Source organism: Bartonella sp. W8167, from assembly GCF_016100335.1.
Taxonomy (GTDB): Bacteria; Pseudomonadota; Alphaproteobacteria; order Rhizobiales; family Rhizobiaceae; genus Bartonella; species Bartonella apis.
Map to the genome: position 1 here is coordinate 584641 of NZ_JACFSQ010000001.1, position 23643 is coordinate 608283.

At 42.6% G+C, this 23643-nt stretch carries 22 protein-coding genes and 1 tRNA gene; 7 read left to right on the forward strand and 16 right to left on the reverse strand.

Annotated features, from left to right (window positions below):
• Window positions 1-6: 6 nt before the first annotated feature.
• A complete protein-coding gene (grxB, locus tag H3V12_RS02300) occupies window positions 7-657 on the reverse strand; it encodes a glutaredoxin 2 (RefSeq protein WP_198212505.1) in 651 nt (216 codons plus the stop codon).
• A 572-nt stretch (window positions 658-1229) separates the two neighbouring features.
• Between grxB and H3V12_RS02305 the strand changes: the two genes are divergently transcribed.
• The 3 genes from H3V12_RS02305 to H3V12_RS02315 all read left to right on the forward strand — a co-directional run bounded on the left by H3V12_RS02305 (window position 1230) and on the right by H3V12_RS02315 (window position 4360).
• Window positions 1230-1877, forward strand: a complete 648-nt coding sequence (locus H3V12_RS02305; RefSeq protein ID WP_198212507.1) for a hypothetical protein — start codon at window positions 1230-1232, stop codon at window positions 1875-1877.
• A 380-nt stretch (window positions 1878-2257) separates the two neighbouring features.
• Complete coding sequence (locus tag H3V12_RS02310; RefSeq protein WP_198212509.1) at window positions 2258-2737, forward strand: thermonuclease family protein; 480 nt, start codon at window positions 2258-2260, stop codon at window positions 2735-2737.
• A gap of 1146 nt (window positions 2738-3883) precedes the next feature.
• Window positions 3884-4360 carry a hypothetical protein gene (locus tag H3V12_RS02315; RefSeq protein WP_198212511.1) on the forward strand — a complete coding sequence of 159 codons (477 nt, stop codon included), beginning with the start codon at window positions 3884-3886 and terminating at the stop codon, window positions 4358-4360.
• 739 nt (window positions 4361-5099) lie between these two features.
• Here H3V12_RS02315 and H3V12_RS02320 read toward each other — a convergent pair.
• On the reverse strand, window positions 5100-5672 hold the full coding sequence (locus H3V12_RS02320) for a hypothetical protein (protein ID WP_198212513.1): 573 nt from the start codon (window positions 5670-5672) through the stop codon (window positions 5100-5102).
• A 2577-nt stretch (window positions 5673-8249) separates the two neighbouring features.
• On the opposite strand from H3V12_RS02320, the gene H3V12_RS02330 reads away from it, so the two are divergent.
• Window positions 8250-8325, forward strand: a tRNA-Thr gene (locus H3V12_RS02330).
• Window positions 8326-8494: 169 nt separating this feature from the next.
• Here H3V12_RS02330 and aat read toward each other — a convergent pair.
• From aat to H3V12_RS02355, 5 genes are all read right to left on the reverse strand, one after another.
• The gene (aat, locus tag H3V12_RS02335; protein WP_198212515.1) at window positions 8495-9100 is read right to left on the reverse strand and encodes a leucyl/phenylalanyl-tRNA--protein transferase; all 606 of its coding nucleotides are present in this window, start codon (window positions 9098-9100) and stop codon (window positions 8495-8497) included.
• Between the two features lie 5 nt (window positions 9101-9105).
• Window positions 9106-10461, reverse strand: coding sequence for an acetyl-CoA carboxylase biotin carboxylase subunit (accC, locus tag H3V12_RS02340; RefSeq protein ID WP_198212517.1), 1356 nt, complete (start codon window positions 10459-10461; stop codon window positions 9106-9108).
• Window positions 10462-10475: 14 nt separating this feature from the next.
• Window positions 10476-10946 carry an acetyl-CoA carboxylase biotin carboxyl carrier protein gene (gene accB / locus H3V12_RS02345; RefSeq protein WP_198212519.1) on the reverse strand — a complete coding sequence of 157 codons (471 nt, stop codon included), beginning with the start codon at window positions 10944-10946 and terminating at the stop codon, window positions 10476-10478.
• A gap of 257 nt (window positions 10947-11203) precedes the next feature.
• Window positions 11204-12061 carry a DsbA family protein gene (locus H3V12_RS02350; protein WP_198212527.1) on the reverse strand — a complete coding sequence of 286 codons (858 nt, stop codon included), beginning with the start codon at window positions 12059-12061 and terminating at the stop codon, window positions 11204-11206.
• Window positions 12062-12081: 20 nt separating this feature from the next.
• Window positions 12082-13410 carry a M48 family metalloprotease gene (locus tag H3V12_RS02355; RefSeq protein WP_341464149.1) on the reverse strand — a complete coding sequence of 443 codons (1329 nt, stop codon included), beginning with the start codon at window positions 13408-13410 and terminating at the stop codon, window positions 12082-12084.
• A gap of 206 nt (window positions 13411-13616) precedes the next feature.
• Between H3V12_RS02355 and H3V12_RS02360 the strand changes: the two genes are divergently transcribed.
• Both H3V12_RS02360 and dusA read left to right on the forward strand, forming a co-directional pair.
• Window positions 13617-14762, forward strand: coding sequence for an aminotransferase class I/II-fold pyridoxal phosphate-dependent enzyme (locus H3V12_RS02360; RefSeq protein WP_198212531.1), 1146 nt, complete (start codon window positions 13617-13619; stop codon window positions 14760-14762).
• Window positions 14763-14800: 38 nt separating this feature from the next.
• Window positions 14801-15781, forward strand: coding sequence for a tRNA dihydrouridine(20/20a) synthase DusA (gene dusA / locus H3V12_RS02365; protein WP_246787468.1), 981 nt, complete (start codon window positions 14801-14803; stop codon window positions 15779-15781).
• A 67-nt stretch (window positions 15782-15848) separates the two neighbouring features.
• Here the strand turns inward: dusA and H3V12_RS02370 are convergent, their stop codons facing one another.
• Window positions 15849-16541: a TIGR02281 family clan AA aspartic protease gene (locus H3V12_RS02370; protein WP_198212533.1), complete on the reverse strand. Its 693-nt coding sequence runs from the start codon at window positions 16539-16541 to the stop codon at window positions 15849-15851.
• 36 nt (window positions 16542-16577) lie between these two features.
• Complete coding sequence (cobS, locus tag H3V12_RS02375) at window positions 16578-17351, reverse strand: adenosylcobinamide-GDP ribazoletransferase (RefSeq protein ID WP_246787469.1); 774 nt, start codon at window positions 17349-17351, stop codon at window positions 16578-16580.
• Window positions 17352-17445: 94 nt separating this feature from the next.
• On the opposite strand from cobS, the gene cobT reads away from it, so the two are divergent.
• Window positions 17446-18456: a nicotinate-nucleotide--dimethylbenzimidazole phosphoribosyltransferase gene (cobT, locus tag H3V12_RS02380; RefSeq protein WP_198212535.1), complete on the forward strand. Its 1011-nt coding sequence runs from the start codon at window positions 17446-17448 to the stop codon at window positions 18454-18456.
• 41 nt (window positions 18457-18497) lie between these two features.
• Here the strand turns inward: cobT and thiM are convergent, their stop codons facing one another.
• From thiM to H3V12_RS02415, 7 genes are all read right to left on the reverse strand, one after another.
• Window positions 18498-19307 (reverse strand): hydroxyethylthiazole kinase, encoded by an 810-nt coding sequence (gene thiM / locus H3V12_RS02385; RefSeq protein WP_198212536.1) that lies wholly within the window; start codon window positions 19305-19307, stop codon window positions 18498-18500.
• 2 nt (window positions 19308-19309) lie between these two features.
• Window positions 19310-19795: an Lrp/AsnC family transcriptional regulator gene (locus H3V12_RS02390; protein ID WP_075870551.1), complete on the reverse strand. Its 486-nt coding sequence runs from the start codon at window positions 19793-19795 to the stop codon at window positions 19310-19312.
• Between the two features lie 95 nt (window positions 19796-19890).
• Window positions 19891-20538: a uracil-DNA glycosylase family protein gene (locus tag H3V12_RS02395; protein WP_198213746.1), complete on the reverse strand. Its 648-nt coding sequence runs from the start codon at window positions 20536-20538 to the stop codon at window positions 19891-19893.
• Between the two features lie 604 nt (window positions 20539-21142).
• A complete protein-coding gene (locus H3V12_RS02400; protein WP_198212538.1) occupies window positions 21143-21679 on the reverse strand; it encodes a thermonuclease family protein in 537 nt (178 codons plus the stop codon).
• 56 nt (window positions 21680-21735) lie between these two features.
• Window positions 21736-22359: a glutathione S-transferase family protein gene (locus tag H3V12_RS02405; protein WP_075870554.1), complete on the reverse strand. Its 624-nt coding sequence runs from the start codon at window positions 22357-22359 to the stop codon at window positions 21736-21738.
• A 1-nt stretch (window position 22360) separates the two neighbouring features.
• Window positions 22361-22888: a molybdopterin-guanine dinucleotide biosynthesis protein B gene (gene mobB, locus H3V12_RS02410; protein WP_075917175.1), complete on the reverse strand. Its 528-nt coding sequence runs from the start codon at window positions 22886-22888 to the stop codon at window positions 22361-22363.
• Window positions 22872-23486: a molybdenum cofactor guanylyltransferase gene (locus tag H3V12_RS02415; RefSeq protein ID WP_198212540.1), complete on the reverse strand. Its 615-nt coding sequence runs from the start codon at window positions 23484-23486 to the stop codon at window positions 22872-22874. The genes mobB and H3V12_RS02415 overlap by 17 nt, the downstream gene beginning before the upstream one ends.
• Between the last annotated feature and the right edge of the window lie 157 nt (window positions 23487-23643).

Consider the following 23643-nt stretch of genomic DNA (forward strand, 5'->3'; position numbering starts at 1 on the left):
CGAATTTTATAAAGCGCGATCGTAATAAAGTTCGATGCCTGTTAGAGTAGAAATATGTTTGACATATTCCTCGATGATTTGTGGCATTTTGATATCTTTCACAATCGTCAGATTGCGCAATGTCGGAAATATCATAACATCATCCCAGCTCAGGCGCTGATTTTTATTATCGGGATGGAAAGATAAGGTAACAAGTTTGTCTTCAACCTTCTTTTTGTGATCGGCAGTTTCGCTCATTGCCTGATCGAATGATTTGCCAAGTGATTTTTCTTTTTTTGCCTGAAAATAATCAATGGCTGATTTTGTAGCAAATTCCGGAAGTGACGCTTTTACATTTCGCGGATAAAGCAATGCATTGATATCGGCTGATATCGCCGAAAGCTCGTCGGTTACTACTTTCTGATGGTCGCTTGCTGGTGATATAACCTGATTTTTTTGACCGATTTCATCGAACTTATGGGCAATATCGAGGCTTTCAACCATAGCAGTCCCATCGTCGAATTCCAAAATCGGCACCTGTTTCTTGTGAACGAGCCGCATGCATGTGTCGGAATCATCGTTAAGCAAAACAACATATTCGACACGAACACGTTTATATCCGGCCACCATTTTGGCGCGGGTACAAAACGGGCAATGGTCATAATAGTAAAGTTTCATCGAAAATTTCCTCGCACTGTTGAGTTTTTTCTGGTCTTAGCGGCAGTAGTATCAAGACTTTTTACACTCTACCCCAAAACAATCGATCGGAAAAGCAAAGTAAAATTGAAGACAGCAGAATCTGTGCGAGCTCGTCGGAATTGTTATTTATGTCCTAAAATAGTTGGACCGGAGAAATGGAATTACCATTGCAATCATTGTCTGTTGGTAAAACGGATGTCAGTCGTTTCACGCTCGGGCAACAGCAACCTATAGGAAAGGTCGCAAAATGACGGCCGGTCTCAAAAGCAAAGTGGATGATGTCCATTCGGTTGCCAATGGTTTTATTTGATTGCCAGTCATTTTCGAGCAGTTCACTACCGCTGAAAACCGGAATAATTGTAGATCAAAGCTGTTCAATCAGAATTGTTTTTGTAAAATTGCCGGAAAAATGATGAATTTTCTATTCAACGCGACTATTAACTCTAAATAGCAAGCTTGCTTGCGCTGCATTATTTGCATCCGGCCGCTAATTGAACTATATTGTTCACAGAGAATAGTGCCAAAAGTCTGGCATTATATCGGAGGCGAAAATGGTATCGATCACATCAACTGATATGAATTTGGTCAATCATGGTTTTGATGTTCCGGGACTACGTGCAGCCCAGAACATACAAGAAATTGTCCAATCGCAGAACAACGCCACACAAACCGTGCGTGTCGATGATCGTAATGTAATGTCGCCACGTATTTCCGATGCTTTGTCACGTATACAGGAACTTGTTGAAAAGGGGATTAATGCATCCGGCATTATCAGTCAGCAAGTCAATACGAACATGACCAATCCGCAATATTTTACCGGCACTTTGAACGACGCCGATGCGGCTAAATATGCCGGGTTCGAGGGTGTTCCGACTGGCAGTTTTCAGGTATTTACGCCGCCTGAAATCAGTGACGACAAACTGAAAGATCTTGTCAAATCCACTGCCCAGCTTGGTGGTCTTCCAAATGGCGATGATGCTTTGTTCAAAGCACTGCAAAATGATACGGCAAAGATCTATAACCAGAAGGATTCTGAAAATCTTCTTGGTAAACCGGTTGACTGGAAGCAGGGAAGCATTGGCGGTACAATGTGGGATCGCAATGCTATTGACCAGAAAGCTGTTCAACAGGTGGCTCAAGATGGTAAACAAATTTTTGCCGGTGCAATCGGTTCAATCCATTTTGCAATTGTTTATTAAAGCTTGATTTTCTATTCCTGAATCCAATGGCCCAATTCATGATAGGTGTTGGGCCATTTTTATATGTAAAATCTTAATGTGAATTTTTGCTGCGTTTCGTGTGGAAAATAGAGGTATTTGGAAAACGTTGAAAACCTCAATCTTCTTTCCGAATGTTTTTCTTGGGAATAAATCGAAAAAAGCCTGTCTCTGGCTTAAAGGGACGACGACTCGGTTGAATGCCGCGGTGCAATGGAATTTTCGTGCATGTTTGCATAGCGTTTTCTCAAGACAAAATAATGTTGCGTTATGGAATCTATTTTGGCGCGAATTTGTTCTTTGAAATAATGCGAGAAATGTTTAAACTCCGACAGCTCTCGAAAGATAGTATGGTGTGAACGATGCGCTTTTTTATTTCATTTCTGTTGTGTATTTTGTCATTGCCTGCCTTGGCTGAAAGCCGTACTGCAATAATCGGAGCTATCCAAGTTATTGATGGGGAAACACTCGAAATTCAAAATCAACGTATAAAATTGTGGGGAGTAGATGCTCCGGAACTTAACCAGACATGTAAAAATGGTCAGGATGCCGGTTATGATTGTGGAAAAGAAGCCGCATCTGCACTTTCGCAATGGTTGACAGAATTGCAACCTGTGCGCTGCGAACCGCGTGGCAATGATAATTCAGGCAATACGATTGCAATTTGCTATACCTCAACTGGGGATGACATAGCAGGCTGGATGGTTCGCAACGGCTATGCGATCGATTGGCCGAAATATTCCAATGGTTTTTACGGCGTTTCAGAAAAACAGGCACAATCAAACAAGAGTGGTATTTGGCAACATAATGAAGCCGCACCGTGGAAATTGACTGAAAAATAGAACAGCTCTTTTGAAAGCGTCCAAGCGTTTGGCGAACCAATGCGTTAGGAAGTGCAGTTGCTGCCGTGTATGATGCATAGATTGTTTGCCCGATTTTTGAGGCTGCAGTGGTTAGTGGCTGGGTATCTATATGCTGTCTGTTCCTTGTTGCACTTCTAGACGGAACGTTATTTGATCTCAAAGGGGCGGAGGGCTTAAGCTTAACCGTTGGGCTAGTACATAAATAACGCCTATCATCCGCTATACATGTATATTGCCCTCACAGTCTCGAAATGTTGTTAGCATTTGAAGCTTGAGATTTCCAAAGTTATTGTTCTATCTGAGCGTTAAAGGAATGTTGCATAACAAATGCACTGAGTAGAGTTGGCAACGATGTCAAAGGCAATAAAAGTAGTGCGAATCCAAATACAGTACGTAACCCTTGTCTATAGCTTTGTTATAATCGGGCCGAACCGCTTGGATGCATTGATAAGTTATTGTTCCGTTCTCCGGTACTCCAGAGCTACGATCGTATGGATATTTCCATCTTATATCCATCTTGCGTAATGAATAGCATCTGTTGCCGTTTTATAATCTGTCCATTCATAGCGACACGACAATCATTTGCACGATTACCGGATATTTTTCATTGCCGTTGAACATTCTGATCGATATAGAATATATTGTCGAGTGACTGTTCCAATACGTCTTGCGGTGGATCATGCAAGCTTTCCGATTCTTCGGTTCTGTCAACTGTGTCGCCACGAAGCTTTAACCGTGAGACTTCATACTTATTCAGTCGTGTGTTTTTCGCATCAAATCCGAACCACAACCTTATGTCCGGAAGGGCTTTTAAGCCATAGTAATTTTGATAAAGCTGCTATTCCACCGGCATTGAATGTTGCTCTAATGGATTCTGCTATCGGATTAAATGCCGTGTTATAGACTGGTATTGCATTCACCTTACCTGTAACATTGGCTTTTTGTAAGCGTTCAGTGATCTCTTCAATCACCGCATCAAAATGTATTGTCTCAATGGCTTCCAGAAATGCCTTGCGAATAGCCGGTTCATATTGCTGAATTAATTGTTCGAGCTATTCTTGTTCGGATAGACGTTTCAACATAACGATTACAATCTAAGCTGGTTAACCATTTGAGGAGTGAATAATGGCTTGGCTTTGGGATAATATAGTGGGTGTAATAACGACGGTTCTAGCCATTTATGGTGCGGTCCTTTCGAGCCTTAATTTTTGGCATATGAGGAAACGAGATAAAAAAGAACTCTATATTGAAGCTAATTTTATACAGTCATCTTATGTTGAAGCAAATATTGCGACCATAACCGTTGTTAATAAATCACTAAGACCCATCACTATTAAAGAAATAGGCTTGAAATATGATCCGTCCGTTGAGCCTAAACTGTCAAAACCTGTCGATTATGAGAATGATGCTGCTAGATTGCCCGCCAAACTTGAGACTAGCGATCAATTTAGTTACGACGTTCCTTGTTGCTATTTTGCAAACGAAAAAGAAAAATTCCATCATTTTGATACGTGTGCTGTTCCTTACGCAATAGACAATGAAGGACAAAAATATAACGGAACTCCATTGCAGCATCCAATCTATTTTGTTTTAGGCAGCTAACTCTCGAACTGGCACAGATAATGAATTGGCATACGAGAAGGGTTAAGTGATGAAACAGCAACGATAGTTTATTTGACGTCATCGAATTGGCTGCTTTACATTGGATCTTGGGTTCTAATTCAATTTTAAATTTGATGCTTCTTGATTTTAAAAGTTATTCGAAAAGATATTTGCCTCTTTTGTTATCTTGAAGACGCGAACTTCTATGTTGGTTGTTTCACAGTATTTAAATTATACAGGAAATAAATGGTCCACTTTTTGACGTCTCCGTTACAGCGTATTGCAGGCCAGGTTGACTTTCTTGGTCGTGGTTGTGTGGGCGTTTTGCCCCATTAGTTGTTATTTGAGCGCGGTAGTTTTTTATCAATAGAGATGGCCGATCCTGACTATGGATTGTATGATCTTTTGTTCGAAGTTTGACGTCGGTCGTTCCGATTGAACAATCAAGAAAAACTAAAGCATAGGTGATCTATTTTGCGTATAATAACTTTGAAAGCATTAGTTACTACCGTCAACTTTGCAGTTGTATCGCCCACTGTGGTCGTGTCGATTCAATTGATCAATATTCTTAAAATACAAAAAACAGATAAAAATATTTTACTTACGGATTTACACCAGAGGTTAATACACAAAGCCATCGGACGCGAGAGGGGAAGCATCATTGAGATGTGCCGTTATGAAACATCGTTTTGCATTTATGGTTTATAAACAACGTCGTTTTGAATTATTGTCATCTTAGTTATTTTCTTTTTTTTTCAAATATTTTCCAATACTCTTCAATTTCCCATAAACGACCTTTGGTTACATATTTTATATGTCGTATAACATCTTCATAATCGTTAGATGAAAAATTGGACCATCCTTTATTTGCTTTTTCCCGCCAAAATTTTTCAAGGCCGCCAACTTTTTCCTTGGCTAAAGTTTTCAATAAACGCCTGTCTATTGGTGGATGCAAAGCGTTTATTCTCATCTCTTGAACGATGCATTCTGGTGGAACATCATTTAGGAACATAGCCTTGAAATATACGTTTATAAATTTTGCAGCTACGCCATGCGTGAAATGCATCGTTTTGTCTTCTATGATATTTTCGGCCTTTAGACATATTTTTTGTCGTAGTTTTCTATGGCAATCATCAAATTTTATCGGGTCAGGTAAATCGTCTAAAGTCCTAAACTTCAAAAGCAAGTTGTTCCTAGCAATCTTTGCACCTTCGTCATTTGAAAATCGACATTTCGGAGAAGATCGAGCTGCAGTTAATGCACACCAGAGAGCAAACGTTTGCTTAACGTCAATTAATTTATCTTTATCCATTTGTACTGACTTTCATGACTCTTTGATACTTACGATGCAATCGAATGAAGAGGATCACAATTCATAACTTTTACTAGGTAATATTCTTTTGAACGAAAATATGTTTTGCGACCCCGTTCATTCATAGAATTCATGGTTTCGGCAGTCTTACGATAAGTTATAGCAAAGATATAAGCCATTTTATTGCACAATACACCAGCTTGATCCTTTTTTGTTAATAGTCGTGTATCGACCAAGTGTGTATTCTTCCATCTTTCCTTTATGTATAAAAAACTTCGCCTAAGTGAAGTTTTAAAAATAGCTTATCTCTTAAATCTTCAGCAATCATAACAAAGTGTTGTTCTCTTTATTATCAAATATCTTACTAAGTTTTTTCCCATAATTAATAAACGGTTTTTCAACTATCTTCCAAGAAAGGTAACCAACTAAAACACTGGAAAAAGAGGAAAGTACAGTCAATTTTAATGAACTCAGACCTGGCATTAAAGAAACCCAAATTTGCTGGATAACCCAACCCCATAGGTAAACGCCATATGACAAATCATATCGAGGTTTCAAATGAACAATAAAATTTCTTGTAAACAAGTATGTTAATGTTAAAAAAATTGAAATATACATTAGGTAAGGCGTAAGTGAAGTATTCCTGAATAAATAACATATGATGAACGAAGCCAAAATAAGTTCTATATTTATTTTCACTTTATCTTTCCATAAAGCTAATAGACAACCGAATACAAAACTTAAGCATAAGAATTGTCTATCGATGTCGTTAGGTTGGATCCATGTAAATATGAACTTATTACCCATAAACGCATCAATAATAATTCCGATTCCTATTAATGTTGCCAATTTACGATTTTTAAAAATACCGAAGACAAATAAGCAAAGTAATAATGCGTATGAATAAAATTCATAAGGTAGACTCCATAAAGACCCATTGACACCAGCGCTTAAATTGCTCGAAAAAACACCGGGCAAACTATATGACAAAAATAATAGAACATTTTTATAAAAGTATGAGTAAGTCTCTTGATTAGCGTAGTATTCTCCTAATGATAAATTTGTAAATATTGATCCAATTAAGAATGTAGTTAAAAATACAACAAAAATTAACGCAGGGAAAATACGAAATATTCGTGAAATAGCAAACCCGAAAGGATTGCGTTTTACTAGAATACTGTTTGTAACAAAAAGTCCACTTAAAAAGAAGAATACCTTTACTGCAACCCCTCCAGAATAATCATAAAAAATTAATGATTTAAAAAATCATGAGTCTTCTTCGTAACAAATACATTTGAATGACCATAAATAACTAATAATGCAGCGATTATTCTCAAGAGATCAAAATTATTATTTTCTCTTTTCAAGATATCTTTTACGTACAAAACACATCCCCTTTTTCGTCTTGTGGGGAGGACTTATAACAGATGTTCTCCGAAAAAATAGGGGTTATCAAAAACTTTTATTCAAAATGGATTTATCTCGATATCCATGTGACACCATCGAAAATTGCTTGAGCCTCAACAACGGTTTTTTAAGCGCCAATAAGTGCTTTGCTTTGTATGCGAATCGTCTCGATATGTTCCCGATTTGCTTCCGATTTGCGTAAGTCCAAATGATATTTTTAGCAACTTTGGAAAGCATATTGACGTTAGTGCCGAGGTTAGATTGTAAGGAAAGGTACTTAACATCACTCGGTGGTTGCGGCCTTTTGCGTCACTCCACGGTTGTCGTATCGGCAAAAGCGGACACGATATCTATCGGCTGCAGGTCTCGCTCGCATTCATCCGCTTTATCATCCGCTTTATCATGTTGGATTACGGCTCGTGCCAACACCGGAGTTTAGCCAAACACACTCAATCTGCTCCAGCCGAAAAAATGTAGTATCACGAGATTGATATTTTAAGGTGAAAATTACTTTCGTGATACGCATGTTGGAAATTAGACGAGAACCAACAGATAGAAATCAGCAGCCATATAACGGAGGTGATAACCTGTTAGTTAATAAGCTAAATGGCTGACCAAATTCCGGTAAGTCTGGCAATTGAGGTGATATAGTCCCGAAAGATTGGCGAGGAATAACCGTTCAACCGCTTATACGCGAGTTTAATTATAGCAAAATGGACGCGCTCAGTGTTGATATATACCTGTACGTAATGGACATGGTAGGTGTCTTCATTGAGAACCTCGACAGGCTGGACTTCGTAGAACGCTATAACGGCGTCAGAACACTTTTGTATTGTGATCTCCTTTCGGGGGAGGGACAATATTACGCGGCAAACCTGTATGACCACAATCGGTTTGCATTTATGGCAGCAAGGCTTAAAAGATTAAAAGGGATTTAGTCCTATTAATAAACGATATTCGAGGGTTAGAAACTTATTTGAGAAATCTGCTATTCCGTAAGGGGAGACGTATTTTTTCTGCAGCAACGAAGGTCTACAGACAAGAGAATTGATAATCATGAATGCTGAAATCATATGTGTTTTCTAAAAAATTTTGTAACATAAAAAAGATTGTTGTTTTGGCAATTTTTCTGTTTGCCTTTGGTAAAGTTTATGCTAGTTGCAATGCGGCGCCCTTATAGCTCAGTTGGTAGAGCACCTGATTTGTAATCAGGGGGTCGGGAGTTCGAGTCTCTCTGGGGGCACCATTGATTTGTTCAGCAAAATCAAAAAATTATTGAATATATTATCTCAAAAGAAACGTCATTTAATTTCCCCAAACAATAGATCAAGGCGTCGATGGAGACAACGTTCTATGTTGTCGTAAATCTCGACAGAGAATCGTTAGCGAGCAATTTGTGGGGTAATAAAAAGATTTTAAAACTCGGCGCGGCCGGATAGGGCTTTTTTCAGGCGCATTTCATAATCTTGTCTCGTAATTTCTATCGCGCCGAAATGCTCAAGATGTGGTGTTGTAAATTGTGTATCAAGAAGAATGAAGTTATGGCTTTTTAAATGGTCTACAAGCGCCACAAGACATATCTTGGAAGCATCAGTAACGCGAGAGAACATGCTTTCTCCGAAAAAGGCTTGCCCCAGAGCCAAACCATATAAACCGCCGACAAGCTTTTCGTTTTGCCAAGCTTCAACTGTATGGCAAAAACCGAGGTCGAATAACTCTCCGTAAGCTTTACGAATGGGGTGATTGATCCATGTTGTTTCACGTCCAGGCTTTGATTCGGCGCAGCCGGAAATAACGCCTTCGAAATCGGAATCAATAACGATGTTGAACGGCTTTTTCTTCATAGTTTTCTTCAGACTTTTCGGAATGTGAAAATTGTCCAAAGGAATAATTCCACGCCGTTCGGGACGTATCCAATAAATGTCAGGATCTTCTGCATCATCCGACATAGGAAAAATTCCCTGCGCATATGCGCTCAGCAGTAACGCAGGGGTTAATTTATCTTTTTCTTTTTCAGACAAAGCTATCAGCTATTCGATGCTGCTTTATCGGCAAGATATTTTTCCAGCCAGTGGATGTCATAATTTCCTTTGGCTATATCTTCATTGCCAATAAGATCACGGAAAAGCGGGAGGGTCGTTTTGATACCGTCGACAACGAACTCGTCAAGAGCGCGCCTTAGCCGCATCATGCATTCAAGCCGCGTTCTTCCATGAACAATCAGTTTGCCGATCAGGCTGTCATAATAAGGCGGTATCCGATAACCGGAATAAACGCCTGAATCAACGCGCACACCCAGACCACCCGGTGTATGGAAATGGGTAATCAATCCGGGGGAAGGGGTGAAGTTGACCGGATCCTCGGCATTGATACGACATTCAATCGCATGGCCTGAAAAGTGGATATCACTTTGTTTTGCCGACAGCCCTTCGCCGGCTGCAACTTGAATTTGTTCGTGAACAAGGTCAATGCCGGTTACGGCTTCAGTTACCGGATGTTCGACCTGAAGACGGGTATTCATTTCAATGAAATAGAATTCGCCGTTTTCATAAAGGAATTCAATCGTTCCGGCGCCGCGATAACCTAATTCGGCACAGGCGTTGGCAACAATCATGCCGATTTTCTGCCGTGCTTGTTCGTCCAACACTGTGGAATTGGCTTCTTCCCAAACCTTCTGGTTACGTCTCTGCAAAGAGCAATCCCGTTCACCGAGATGAATTGCATTTCCGGCGCCATCACCCATAACCTGAACTTCGATGTGACGCGGTTTCTCAAGATATTTTTCAATATAGACAGCGTCATCACCGAACGCAGCAGCAGCTTCGCTACGCGCGGTACTAAGAGCAATTGAAAGCTCTTTTGGAGAGCGCGCTACTTTCATACCGCGTCCGCCACCGCCGGCAGAAGCTTTGATGATAACAGGATAGCCGATTTTATCAGCAACCTTATAGGCTTCGTCGTCATCTGTAACACCGCCTTCGGAACCGGGAACCACGGGAATGCCTAAACGTTTAGCTGTTTTCTTGGCTTCGATTTTATCGCCCATAATACGAATATGAGCGGCAGTCGGGCCAATAAAAGTAATCGAATGAGCTTCCAGAATTTCAGCAAATTTGGCGTTTTCCGAAAGAAACCCATAGCCAGGATGAATGGCATCTGCACCGGTAATCTCGCAAGCAGCAACTATTTGCTGGATATTGAGATAGGAATCGCGTGAAGGAGGCGGACCAATGCAGACGCTTTCATCAGCGAGCCTCACATGCATGGCGTCAGCATCGGCTGTCGAATGAACAGCGACGGTTTTAATACCAAGCTCTTTACATGCACGCAGAACTCTGAGTGCAATTTCGCCACGGTTGGCTATCAGGATTTTCTGAAACATTTCGTGATCCTGTCTTATTCAACAACGACCAGCGGCTCACCAAATTCAACCGGTTGCGCATCTTCAACCAAAATAGCTTTGACCGTTCCTGCACGCGGCGAAGATATCTGGTTCATTGTTTTCATTGCTTCAATAATTATAAGAGTTTGCCCCTCGGAAACCTGTTGTCCGACTTCGACGAACGGGCGCGCTCCCGGAGCCGGTGCGAGATAGGCAGTACCAACCATGGGGGAGGTAACTGCGTTTTTCGTCAAATCTTCTTTTTTGGGTTCGGCCGGAGCAGGAGCAGCTGCCGGAGCGGCAGGTGCATAGGTTGTTTGCACCGGTACGCCACCACTTAACTGGCGGGAAACGCGGATACGTAAATCCCCTTGTTCGACTTCAATATCCGAAAGGTTTGTATCATTGAGTATTTCGGCGAGATCGCGGATGAGATCTTTATTTACACCTGTGTTTTTGACGGTACTTGTTGTTTTTGTAGCCATCTTTTTCTTTTACTCCTCGATCTTCATGACCGTTCTAATATTCAGGATCGGAACTTTTCAAGCTCAATCAACAACCATCCTCTGGCAAAACCAAAGACGGCTTTAAAAATCCAACTATTTCAACTGTAACATTTTTAATTACAGTTCAAAACTCAAAAACGCTTATAAGCATGTTGGGGAAAAAGCGAAAGTGCAAATTCCCTGACCTAGGCAGAACTTTGACAAAAGTTTGAAGTGATCAAGACAATCAATATAATCTATTTATCAAGAAGTCCGATTTTTTGCTTCAAAATATTTTCACCCACTGCGCCGACCAGAACTTCGTTACCCAAAATATAAGACGGTGTGCCGTTGATATTGAGAGCATAAGCAATTTGACCATTTTCTACAAAAGCTTGCTGAAGCTTTTGATCATTCATGGCCTCACGCAGTTTTTGTTCATCGGCGCCAAGTTTTACAGCAACTTTCATTGCTTTTTCTTCATTCGCACGACCTTCGCTCGTCAACATTTCGGCGTGAAAGGCAGGGTATTTCATTGGCATTAACTTTAAAAACGCACGTGCAACGATATGTGCTTTTACCGAATCGGGTCCTAATATTGGAAAATCCTTAAGCACAATTCGCAAATCCGGATTGTTTTTTAAAAGTGCCTGAATGTCAGGGTAAGACTTTTTACAATAGCCGCAATTATAATCAAAAAATTCAACGAGCGATACTTTGCCTTTGGGATTACCAATCACAGCATCGTTTGGCGAGTTAAAAATCTCGTCTTTCATTGCCGCTATGGTCGATGTCTGGTTTTCGGCTACTTTTTGAGCTTGCTTTTTAGCGAGTGCCTCCTGAACTTCAATCATGACTTCAGGATTTTTAACGAGATAATCTTTGACCACTTCACGGATATGATCGTCCGACGATTGTTTGTTTAAAGCCTCGCCCACCGCTTTGATGAAACTTTGATCATTGAGAAGCTCACTTTTGATTTCGGCTGCTTGCGTAGTGTTGTTGCCAGAGGCAGCAAAACCGGTTTCACTTAACGGAGATAGCAACAGTATCGCCCCCATTGCGCCTGCGCAAATGGAATGATTTTTATTAAAAAACGGTTTAAAAATTTTCATCGTGAGGCTTTCTGTAGATATCATTTCTTTTGTTGCGTTGTATTGAGAATATCTTGTGCACGCAACCACTCGGCTGAACCGGGTGTTAGTTTTTGCTTGGCGCGGGTTGCAAAAATGCGGGCTTGCATGCGGTTTCCGCTATAATAATGCATGTCGGCAGTTGCAAGATCGGCAAGTGCAACCTGTCCGCTTCTGCCATAGGCAAGTGCAAGATATCCATATCCGGCGGCAAATTCCGGTTCCTTGGCGATGCCATTGCGTATTTCGGTTATCGCAGTCGGGACATTTTTAGGATCATTTGTTAAAAGCAGTGCATGTCCATAGCTCACCTTAAGAAGGCTAGAACCACGCGGGTCGATTTCAGCGGAACGTTTGTAAGCGCTCGCCGCTCCTGCAGGGTCGTTAGCCTTTATCAATGCGTCCCCCAACAGTTCCTGAAAATACGGATTTTTGGGTTCATCTTTTATAAGATCTTTGACTTTCTCGACAGCTGTTTTGGGCGAACCACTTTGAACAGCCAATATAGCTTCTCCATAACGCGCCGGAAGTCCTCGCGGATTATCTTTAAACATACGGCGCAACTCGGTGAAGTGATCAGTATAGGCTGCTATCTTTGCCCGTACCATGTCATGACGTAACTGTAATTCGGGGGAATCCTTTTTGTCATAATAGGGGCTCTGTTTTGCAAGTGTTTCCAAGGCTGCAATACGTTCACGGGGAAGCGGGTGGCTAACTCTATAAGGGTCAACCTTCGTTCCCGAGAGGGCAAGAGCATTGGAAAAACGTTCGAAAGTAACAAGCATTCCTTTTGTAGACTGACCGGTTGCATTCAGATAGTTGACGGCGGCTCTATCGGCAGCAGCTTCTTCACTGCGTTGATAGTTAAGCAATGTGCGCATAGCCATTTCGCTACTACCGGCAGCAATGCCACCGCCCGCACCGGCGGCAGATGTGTTGCCAGTCGATGCACCGGCTACACCGGCGCCGATACCAAGCAGCATACCGATAACAGCCATTGTCTGGGCGCGTTTGATCTGTTCGCGCAAACGTTGTTGGTGACCATTTGCCAAGTGACCCGTTTCGTGGGCGATGACACCGATAAGTTCATTCGGTGTCTCTGCCTGCATCAATGCACCTATATTGACAAACATACGCTGCCCGTCGACAAAAGCATTGAAGCTTTGATCGTTTACGACGATGATTTGTATTTTGTTGCGTATGCCGGCGGCTTTGAAAATCGGTGTTGTGTAATCATAAAGCAATTGTTCGATTTCAGCGTCGCGGATGATCGGTACCGATTGAGATTGGGCTTGCGCAACACCGATAGATGGTGCAAACACCAATAACATAGCCAAACCGAAGTGAAGAAAGAAAACTATCGATCGTTTTGTAAATGAACAGACTTTTTGTCTTGAAGTTTGCAACTCTATTTTCATAGATAATCCCCTGAGTGCTCAGAGCATAGATACGATGTCTTTATTGTTCTAGCCACGCCTTTCAGGCTTTTCTACGGCACGTTGTTCGAACTTATATGTTTTTTTATGTGGAGACCAGCATGATTTGTCTATCAAGAAGGAGTAATGTCGATCCTTTTTTTGCAATGGACGTGCTTGCGGCGGCCAATAAAAAAATGAAGGCGGGTGAGCCGGTTATTTCAATGGCAATCGGTCAGCCGGCCGCGCCCTGTCCGGCGCAGGTATTAGAGGCAGCCGGGCGGGCACTGAAAGATGGTCATATCGGCTATACCGATTCGCTTGGCTTGGCGGCTTTGCGTGAAAAAATAGCTGCCTATTATGAAGAACATCATAAACTGTCAGTATCTCCGGAACGTGTTGCTGTTACAACCGGATCATCAGCGGCATTCAATCTTGCCTTTTTAGCATTTTTCGATGTGGGTGACAGGGTTGCAATAACGCGTCCGGGCTATCCGGCCTATCGCCATATCATGAAGGCACTTGGACTTGAGGTCGTAGAGATTGATACCGGTGGAAGCGGCCTTCCTGATTTAAAAATGCTTGAAGAAACACAATCACGTGCGCCACTGAAAGGTATTTTGTTTGCCTCTCCGAGTAATCCGACCGGTGCGTCACTTAAACCGGAAGAGTTGAAAAATATTATCGAATTTTGCCACGACCATAATATTACAGTGATTGCTGATGAAATTTATCATCGACTGAACTTTTCTGCTCCAGACGTGACGGCATTATCTTTTAGTGACGATGTCACCGTCATCAATTCGTTTTCCAAATATTACTGTATGACCGGATGGCGTGTTGGCTGGATGGTGTTGCCAGAAAATGCGGTAAGGTCGGTCGAGAGGATATCTCAAAATCTCTATATTTCGGCACCTGAACTTTCACAAATAGCTGCAATTTCCGCCTTCGATGCGACATCCGAACTTGAAAAAATAAAAGATAGTTATCGCATCAATCGTGAACATTTGACAAAAACTTTGCCCGCGTTGGGTTTGCAGTTGCTGGCACCGATGGATGGCGCTTTTTACGCCTATTGCGATATTTCCAAATTCAGCAATGATAGCACAGAGTTTGCGCGCAAAATGCTTGAAGAAACCAATGTGGCTGCAACGCCGGGTATAGATTTTGATACACTGGAGGGAAGACGAACAATGCGCTTTTCTTACGCGGGTGCACCGAAAGCAATAGACGAGGCGTTAGTGCGGCTTGATAAGTGGTTGCGCTAAGGAATTTTTCGACGGAAAAAACAGGAATGTCCTGAAATATGTCAATTTACGAAATGGCAGAAAAGCCGAATTTTGCTGTGGCGCCGATGCTTGATTGGACCGATCGGCATTGCCGCTATTTTCACCGTTTGCTGACAAAACACTCTCTGCTTTATACGGAAATGGTGGTTGCGGATGCCGCAATTTTCGGTGACAGAGAGCGACTTTTGAAGTTTGACGGGTGCGAACATCCAGTGGCTTTACAATTAGGCGGATCTTCGCCCGATAAGCTCGCGGAAGCCGCGAAAATCGGCGCCGGTTTTGGCTATGATGAAATCAATCTCAACGTCGGTTGCCCTTCGGATCGCGTGCAATCGGGTGCGTTTGGTGCGTGCCTTATGTTGGAGCCCGATCTTGTTGGAAAAATCGTTGAAAAAATGAAACGGGCTGTTTCAATTCCGGTTACCGTAAAATGTCGCATTGGCGTTGACGACCAGGATGTTCAAGTCGCTCTTGATAATTTGAGTGCAGCAGCATGGCAAAGCGGCGCGGATGCATTGTGGGTTCATGCACGAAAAGCATGGCTTCAAGGTTTGAGCCCAAAAGAAAATCGTGACGTACCGCCGCTTGATTATCAACGCGTTTATGATTTGAAGCTGAAAAATCAAAGTCATTTCATCGGGATAAATGGTGGTATTCAAACAATAGATAAAGCAGCTGACCATTTGGAACATGTAGATGGAGTGATGGTCGGGCGCTATGTCTATCAAAATCCTTCATCTCTTCGCGAAGTTGACGCGAAAATTTATCATGATGATCGGGCTCCGCTTGATGACGGTTCGGTTATTGAAGCAATGTGCGAATATATTGATCGCTATATCATGAATGGCGGCAAGCTTTCCAACGTCACCCGCCATATGATAGGGCTATTTTCCGGCCGTAAAGGTGCCAGAAAATGGCGGCAGACACTTTCGACCGAAGCCAATCGGGAAAATGCGCAGTCATCCATTTTACGCGCAGCTTATTCGTATATCGAATAGTTTAATCAAGTGGAATTTTCATTCAGGCTCCATTTTTTTAATGCAAAAATGTACCCGTTCTGCCAGTTCAATCGACCAGAATGAGCCGGTCTCCGCGCACCGAGTAACCGGTAAGGCGATCAAGAAAGCTCATGCCCAATAAACTTCCTGAAAGGTCACCGGGACGGCTAACTAGCGCTCGTACATTGCTGCGTTCGATATCACCTATTTTGAGATTATCAATAATAATAGGCGCGGCATTCGTACTGCCATTTGCAGTCTCGACCGGTATATTAAATCCTAATCTTCCAACATCAATATTTGCAGCAATTGCATCGTCATAGGTTAGAACAACAGCAGAAGCACCCGTGTCGATCGTGAGGCTCAATGTCTTACCGTTAACAGCTGCGTTTGTTAGAAAATGTCCATTTGCGGAACGTTCGAGGCTAACGGTTTTGCCGTTTTCACTGTAGCGCGTAACAGGACTTCCTGGAATAATGCCGCCAGTTACACGATATGCGAGATCCTGTATTTCGTAACGCAGACTATAGCCACACATGAGGGCGAATATAATAACGCACCATATTGCAATATTTCGTGCAGCATCGGCCAACTTTATCTTTGATCCCAACAAAGCAGAGGTTGCTGCTAGTCCCCATATTCCATAATAACCGAGATTGGCAATCTTGTCGGTTGTTGCATTGGGAGCACTATCGCTAAATGCAAGCAGTAAAATGATAATTAAAGCGGCGGCAGAGATAATAAGCCAGAATGGTTTCATGGTGCTTTCTCTCCAGTCAGTCAGGGATGGCAACAATTAACCGACAAGGCTTGTTATTGCCAATAATATAATTGTCAGGCACTGCTCGACAGCGCCTAAAGTATCGCCGGTATAGCCGCCAATGCGTTTCTCACACTCCAGTGTAAAGACGTAAATAAACAAGAATGAAGCGGCAATGGAAATTATTATCCAGCTGAAGCAAAAAAAGCAAAGGCCTGCAATCAGCAGAATGATACCCGAAACAATCAATGATTTGCGCGCAATTTCGATTGATGGCTCACCCGCGGCGGCGGCTGTGCCGTTTTTGCGTGCAAGTGGAAGCCTCGTCCAGAACCATACCATGCCGCCACGGCTTACCGCTTCACACACCATTAAAGCAATAATTGCACGATAGAGGCCAAGATTTATCTCAATTGACCCGACAAGCGCTATTTTTGAAAGCACGGCGAAAGTCAACGCCAACGTACCATAAGTACCGTTACGCGAGTCTTTCATAATCGCCAGGCGATCTTCTTTCGATTTTGCGACAAAAAAGGCGTCGGCTACATCTGCCAATCCATCTTCATGAAGTGCACCGGTGAGCATCGTTGTGAAGAGAACGCAAAAAACCGCTGACACCCATATATTCAAGCCGATAAAGTGGGCAAGTGCCAGACACAATCCGGATAGAAGACCGATAAACAAACCGGCAATCGGAAAATAATGTGCCTCGCTAGAAATTGAATGCTCGGGCGAAAACCAATGACTTTTTACAGGTAAACGCGTGAGAAAGCCTAATGCACGCATCGATGGGCCAAGAAAATCGCTCAAGATTTCTCTTACTCCTGTTAAAGTGATTTTAAATTGCTTATAGAACAATCCTTGATGAGATTCTATTTGTTCATTTTGTTTGAAGGGTGTTTCCGTGACCGCTTCCAGTCCTTTTGATGATTTTCGTGCTTTACTGAACAGTTTGCCTGATCCGGACGAAAACGCCATAAAATTGGCGAGAAAACGTCAGTCGGAACTCACAAAGCCGGAAGGCTCGCTGGGAAGGCTTGAAGACATTGCGCTTTGGTATGCGGGATGGAGAGGAAAAGAAAAACCCATTGTCACACGTCCTCTGGTCGCGGTGTTTGCCGGAAACCATGGTGTGACAGATGAAAATGTTACACCGGTTCCCCGCGCTGTCACCCAACAGATGGTCGAGAATTTTGCTGCCGGTGGCGCTGCGATCAATCAAATATGTGTCGCTTATGATCTCGGCTTGAAAATATTTGATCTTGCTCTGGATTATCCTACGATGGATATCACCAAAGATGCGGCGATGGATATGCGTGGTGCTGCCGCAACAATGGCATTCGGTATGGAATCAATTGCCGGCGGCACCGATTTATTGTGCTTGGGCGAAATGGGGATAGGCAATACGACAATTGCCTCGGCAATTTCTCTTGCACTTTATGGTGGTAAGGCCGAAGAATGGACAGGGCCGGGCACAGGTTCCAAAGGTGATTATTATCGGCGCAAAATTGCGGCTGTAAAAAAGGCTGTCGAACTTCATAAAGATCATCTTGATGACCCGTTCGAGGTTATGCGACGTCTCGGCGGGCGTGAAATAGCAGCTATGATGGGCGCTATTCTTGCAGCTCGAATGGAAAAAATTCCCGTTATTCTCGACGGTTTTGTAGTGACTGCAGCAGCAGCTCTTTTACATAAAATAAATCCACATGCACTTGATCATTGCATAGCAGGCCATGTTTCAGCTGAACCGGCACATCGCCGCTTGTTGGATAAAATAGGCAAAAAACCGCTTCTCGACCTCGGGATGCGATTGGGTGAGGGGACGGGCGCTGCAATTGCTGCAGGTGTTGTAAAAGCAGCTGTGCTCACCCACTCACAAATGGCAACATTCGAGCAAGCCGGAATTAAAATCTGATAGGCTCTCTTTTATACAGCCTTTAGTTTCATTTGATTCCGCTATTGTTCTTGCCAAGGGGTGACGGAAGCGGAAGCTTCTACAGTTTTGTCGTCAATTGTTGCGAGTGCATCAATGAAAAGTGGTACAAAAGTGCCGGGGCCTTTGGCGGTGCGGCCGGCAAGTGTGCCTGCGGCTGAAAAGGTTGAAAAAGCTTTGACTGCTGCGTCGAACGGTTTGTCAGGTGCAAGTGCGACAAATGCTCCTGTCACACAAGTAAGCGCACATCCGCAAGCAGAAACTTTCGACATCAGGCTATTTCCGCCTTCAATCAATACGTGCCGTTTTCCATCAGTGATAAAATCACTTTTGCCGGACATGGCAATAACTGCCTTTGTCTTTTGGGCTGCCGCTATCGCAGCATAAAAACTATTTGCACCATCGTCTTGGCTGTCAACTCCGTGAGCTGTAGTTGTCGAGGTAAGGGCAATGATTTCAGAGGCATTGCCTTTTATAATACGGGGGGACAAAGTGAGAAGATGTGCTGTAGCATTCGTCCGGAAAGACGTTGCAAAATGCGCTACGGGATCGAACACAACCGGCTTGCCCAATACTTTCGCTCGCTCCATTACGAGTCGCATGCCTGCGTATTTTTCAAGTGTTAATGTGCCGATATTGGTTGTAACAGCATCAGCATTATCGACGAACTCGGCTGCTTCATCGGGCGCAAAGGACATAACCGGTGATGCTCCAACGGCATTGAGCACATTGGCACAGAAATTCATCGCAACTTCATTGGTTATACATTGAATGAGAGGGCATTTTTCCCTCAATTTCAGAAGACTGATGCGTTTATCGAACTCGAATAGCATTTTTAAAGATGATTCACTTCCTTTTCGATCATCATATAATCAAGTGGCAGCTCTGTTGTATATTTTATCTGTTCCATCGCAAATGCTGAAGACACATCCCTGATGTCAATTTTAGCGATAAGTTTTTTGTAAAAAACATCATAGGCAGCGATATCAGGGACGACCACGCGTAGCAAATAATCCACGTCGCCACTCATCCGGTAAAATTCCACAACTTCGGGAAAAGCGTGAACGACTTCTGAAAACCTTTTCAGCCATTCATGATTATGGGCGCCGGTTCTAACCGAAACGAAAACTGTGACCCGGGTATTGACCTTCTCTGGTGATAGAATTGCGACGCGGCGTTGAATCACCCCGTCTTCTTCCAGTTTTTGTATACGCCGCCAACAAGGTGTAGTAGAAAGACCCACTTTTTTGGCAATATCTGCAACGGCAAGCGTTGCGTCCTCCTGCAAGAGACGAAGAATTTTCCTATCAAGACGATCCATTATCGCATCCAAAAAAATTAATAAAACAAGCTTTCAATTCTATATATAGAAAATAAATTCTTTTTAATAGCAATAAATAAAAATTATTCTACAATTTATCGAATGTAGGTATCCACCAGTCTTTTAAGCGTGGGTAGTAATTCACGTTCAAACCAAGGATTACATTTAACCCAATGAGTATTTCTCCATGACGGGTGGGGGATAGGAAGAACGTGATATCCTCTTGGCTGCGTTATTGAGAGAATATTTTTCCAGTTTTTAACGGTATCGGTAACCGATTTTTCTTCAAGATTGGAAATGTGATATTTCTGGGCATAGCCACCTATTGCGATAACCAGTTCTACTTGCGGCATTAATTTGAACACACGCTCGTGCCAGGTCAATTTACATTCTTTTCTCGGTGGAAGGTCGCTTTTCGATTTGCTGTAACCGGGAAAACAGAATCCCATTGGTATGATGGCAAATTTATTTTTATCGTAAAAGCTGTCGCGGTCCACGCCGAGCCATTCTCGCAAGCGGTCTCCTGAAGGATCATTAAAAGGTATGCCGGTTTTATGAACGCGCATACCCGGAGCTTGTCCAGCAATGACAATGCGAGCCGTGGACGAAAGATAGGCCACAGGTCGAGGTTCCTGTGGAAGTCGTGGTAAGAACAGCGGTTTATCGTAGCAAATGCGACAGGCCGAAATCTGTTTTTCCAAACGCGTGATTTCTTGAGAGTTTGTTTGAAGTTCCTTTGTCATAATTGCAATATGAGCCAATGAGGATATTCCTTCAATGATTACACTCACGCGTTCACGAAAAAACGACCATCGGATATGAAAATTGTCAAATATAATGTCAGCCAGCTGAATTAAAAAAGAATATCGGAATGAAAACGTAAGAAATTCTTGATCACATAATTTAATAAATTAAATCATCATCAAATGATATCAAATAAAAATGTAATTATATATAGTTTGTATAATAAAAATATTTATAATAATAAATTTAGTTAATTCACTATGTCATTAAATTTCTTTGAAAATAACAACGGTATTTGGGTAGGATAAGTATAAGTCTTAAAACGAGTCGATAAACATCTCTGTTCAAAACTTGCAAAGCCAGTCACGTTAACAAAGATGATTATGTACAATGTCAGTCAATCACCGGTTCTCTGCGGGCGTGGCGCTAACTCGGCCGCAAGTTGTGAGAGAATAAAAACAATAGATTGAATTGCTATTTGAAGACGTTCCGATGGTTATAAAAGGCATGTTCTATTAAAAAATGCTTCAATCCGATACAGCGATAACTGTATCGATATGTTTTGATTTCTTTGAAATACCACTTGGTTCAGGCTCGAAAGAATCAACGAGGATGGGCGCGTCGCCAAGTGTGAGGCCATTCGAACGAACCAGCCCATATGCCCAGTTTTTGTTTACGTGCATCCGCTTCTTCCTGCTTATAATCGTAATAACTGACCGCCCAGCCATCTTTCACCATTTCGCGGTTCAAGTCATGGTCTCCGGCGCGACATTTAGCCAATAGACGATCGAATTTATCTCTTTTTGTTGACGTGCAACTGATTTCATTTCCACCGATCAATGCTGCAAGATGTTGTTTGGCCATTTCACCACAAGGGTAGGAGGCACCGTCTTTGTCACAAAATTGGTGAAGTTCCGGAGCATCAATCCCTAAAAGGCGGACTTTTTGTCCAGCAAGATGGAGGGAATCACCATCTGAGAGTTGTGTTTTCCCGCGGATGATTTCGACTTTTTCAGGTTGATAGGAAGGTTCGTCTTGAACGACAGATTTCTTCGTATCAGAAAAATAAAGATAGGCGGCAATGGCAACAACCGCCAATGCCGTGACAATATCCACTAAATTGATATTTCGACGCATCATGGATTTTGTTGTTCATGTTTTGAAAAAACGGGAAGAGAACTTTTCAAAACAGGACTTTAACTGATCGGTACCATGACATGTTTTTTATAGCCCGGCCGCGCCTGCAATTTTTGGTACCAAGCCTCGACATTGCTGAATTTGTTTTTGCGTGGTAATTCCATTGCATAATAATAATATACAAAAACACCCGGAATAATATCGCCAATGCCCAGATTTTCACCGGAAAGAAAAGGCTGTTTCTTTAATTCGCCATCCATAATGGATAGCCCTTTTTCAAACTTTTCAACGCTATCAGTTACTTTTTGTTGATCGCGTTTTTCCGGTGCAAGACGCACGACATTCATAAGAAGATCGACAAACGGGTTAAACAACGTTGCCATTGTCCAATCCATCCATTTTTCAGCTGCGGCTCGTTTGCCGCAATCTTCAATCCACAACACCCCTTTGCCATAACGGGCAGCGAGGTAACGTACGATTGTGTTGGATTCCCAAAGAACCAAGTCGTCGTCCTTAATAGTGGGAACCAAGCCATTCGGATTGAGTGCTAAAAATTCGGGTGTATCCAATCCGCCATACGGGCCACCAGCTTTTATGAACTGATAGTCGAGCCCGATTTCTTCGAGTGTCCAAAGAACTTTTTTTACATTGCTGGACGTAGGGCGTCCCCACAGTACGAGCATTCTATGCCTCTTGTTTGTGTTCGAGTTTCATATGGTCAACAATGAAATCTGCAATTGCTTGTACATCATCAATGTTGAAATACGGCAAATGCTTTTCTTCCACCGGCTTATCCGATGCAATAGCGACAATATGAGGATCTGATTTGTTAAGGGGTTCGCCAACTTTTCCACCGGTACGACGAACTTCCAACTTGTCGTGGCTATCCCGCTTGTATCCCTCGACAATCACAAGATCACAGGGGGATAAAAGCTCGAGAATTCTTGAGAGCGGAGTTTCTTCTTCCGCTTTGTTTTCATGAATGAGTGCAAAGCGCCTTGAAGACACAACAGCAACTTCCTGAGCTCCGGATTTGCGATGACGCCATGAATCGGTATTTTCATGGTCAATATCGAAATCATGATGTGCATGTTTGACCGTTGAGATTTTGTAACCGCGTGAGGTCAACTCTTCGACAAGGCGTACAACCATTGTCGTTTTTCCATTATTTTTCCAGCCGGTTACGCCAAATACTTTAAGCTTTGGTTTCATTTTTTATCCCGAATTTATCCTGTAAATATTGATAATCTTCCGGCGTGTTGACGTTGAAGAATGCACCTTCAGAATAGATATTGTCAAACCGCACTATAGACACATTATGAGCAAAAGCGAATGACCGGATACTTTTATTTTCTGACCCTTTCAAGAATTCGAAAAGATCGGATCTGAGGTTCGTTGGCCAAAGTGCAAATGTCGGTTGGAGACCCGAAGGTGTAGAGGCCATCCTCAAAGTGGTGTTTTTGTCAATATCCGACGTGATTCTCGCAAAAAACTCTTCCGGTATAATCGGACAATCCACGGGCATTGTCAGAACGAAATCGTAGTTATTTGCAAAAGCATAATTAAGCCCCGCATAAACGCCTGCAAGCGGGCCACCATATCGGATTTCTGCAGGGTCTTCGAGAACCGGAATAGGTTCAAACACGTCGAGACTATAAGTGTTTGAGCTGATGGCAATCGGAAAACCGTGGTTTTTGAAAGTCTCGATCTGGTTTTGAATGAGGCTTTTTCCGTCAAATTCAAGCCCCGCTTTATCCCGCCCCATGCGAGACGAATGTCCCCCTGCCAATATCAATCCTAAAATTTTCATAGATTCAACTCGGAAATCTCATCCTAACAACGTTGATCAACACCAGAACGTAAAATCCGATAATCAGGTTTTTATCGAATGTGTCATTTTCTAAAAATAACATCCAATCGCACCGCTATCTTTTTCGGATACCAATTCTAGAAGATGAATGGGGTAA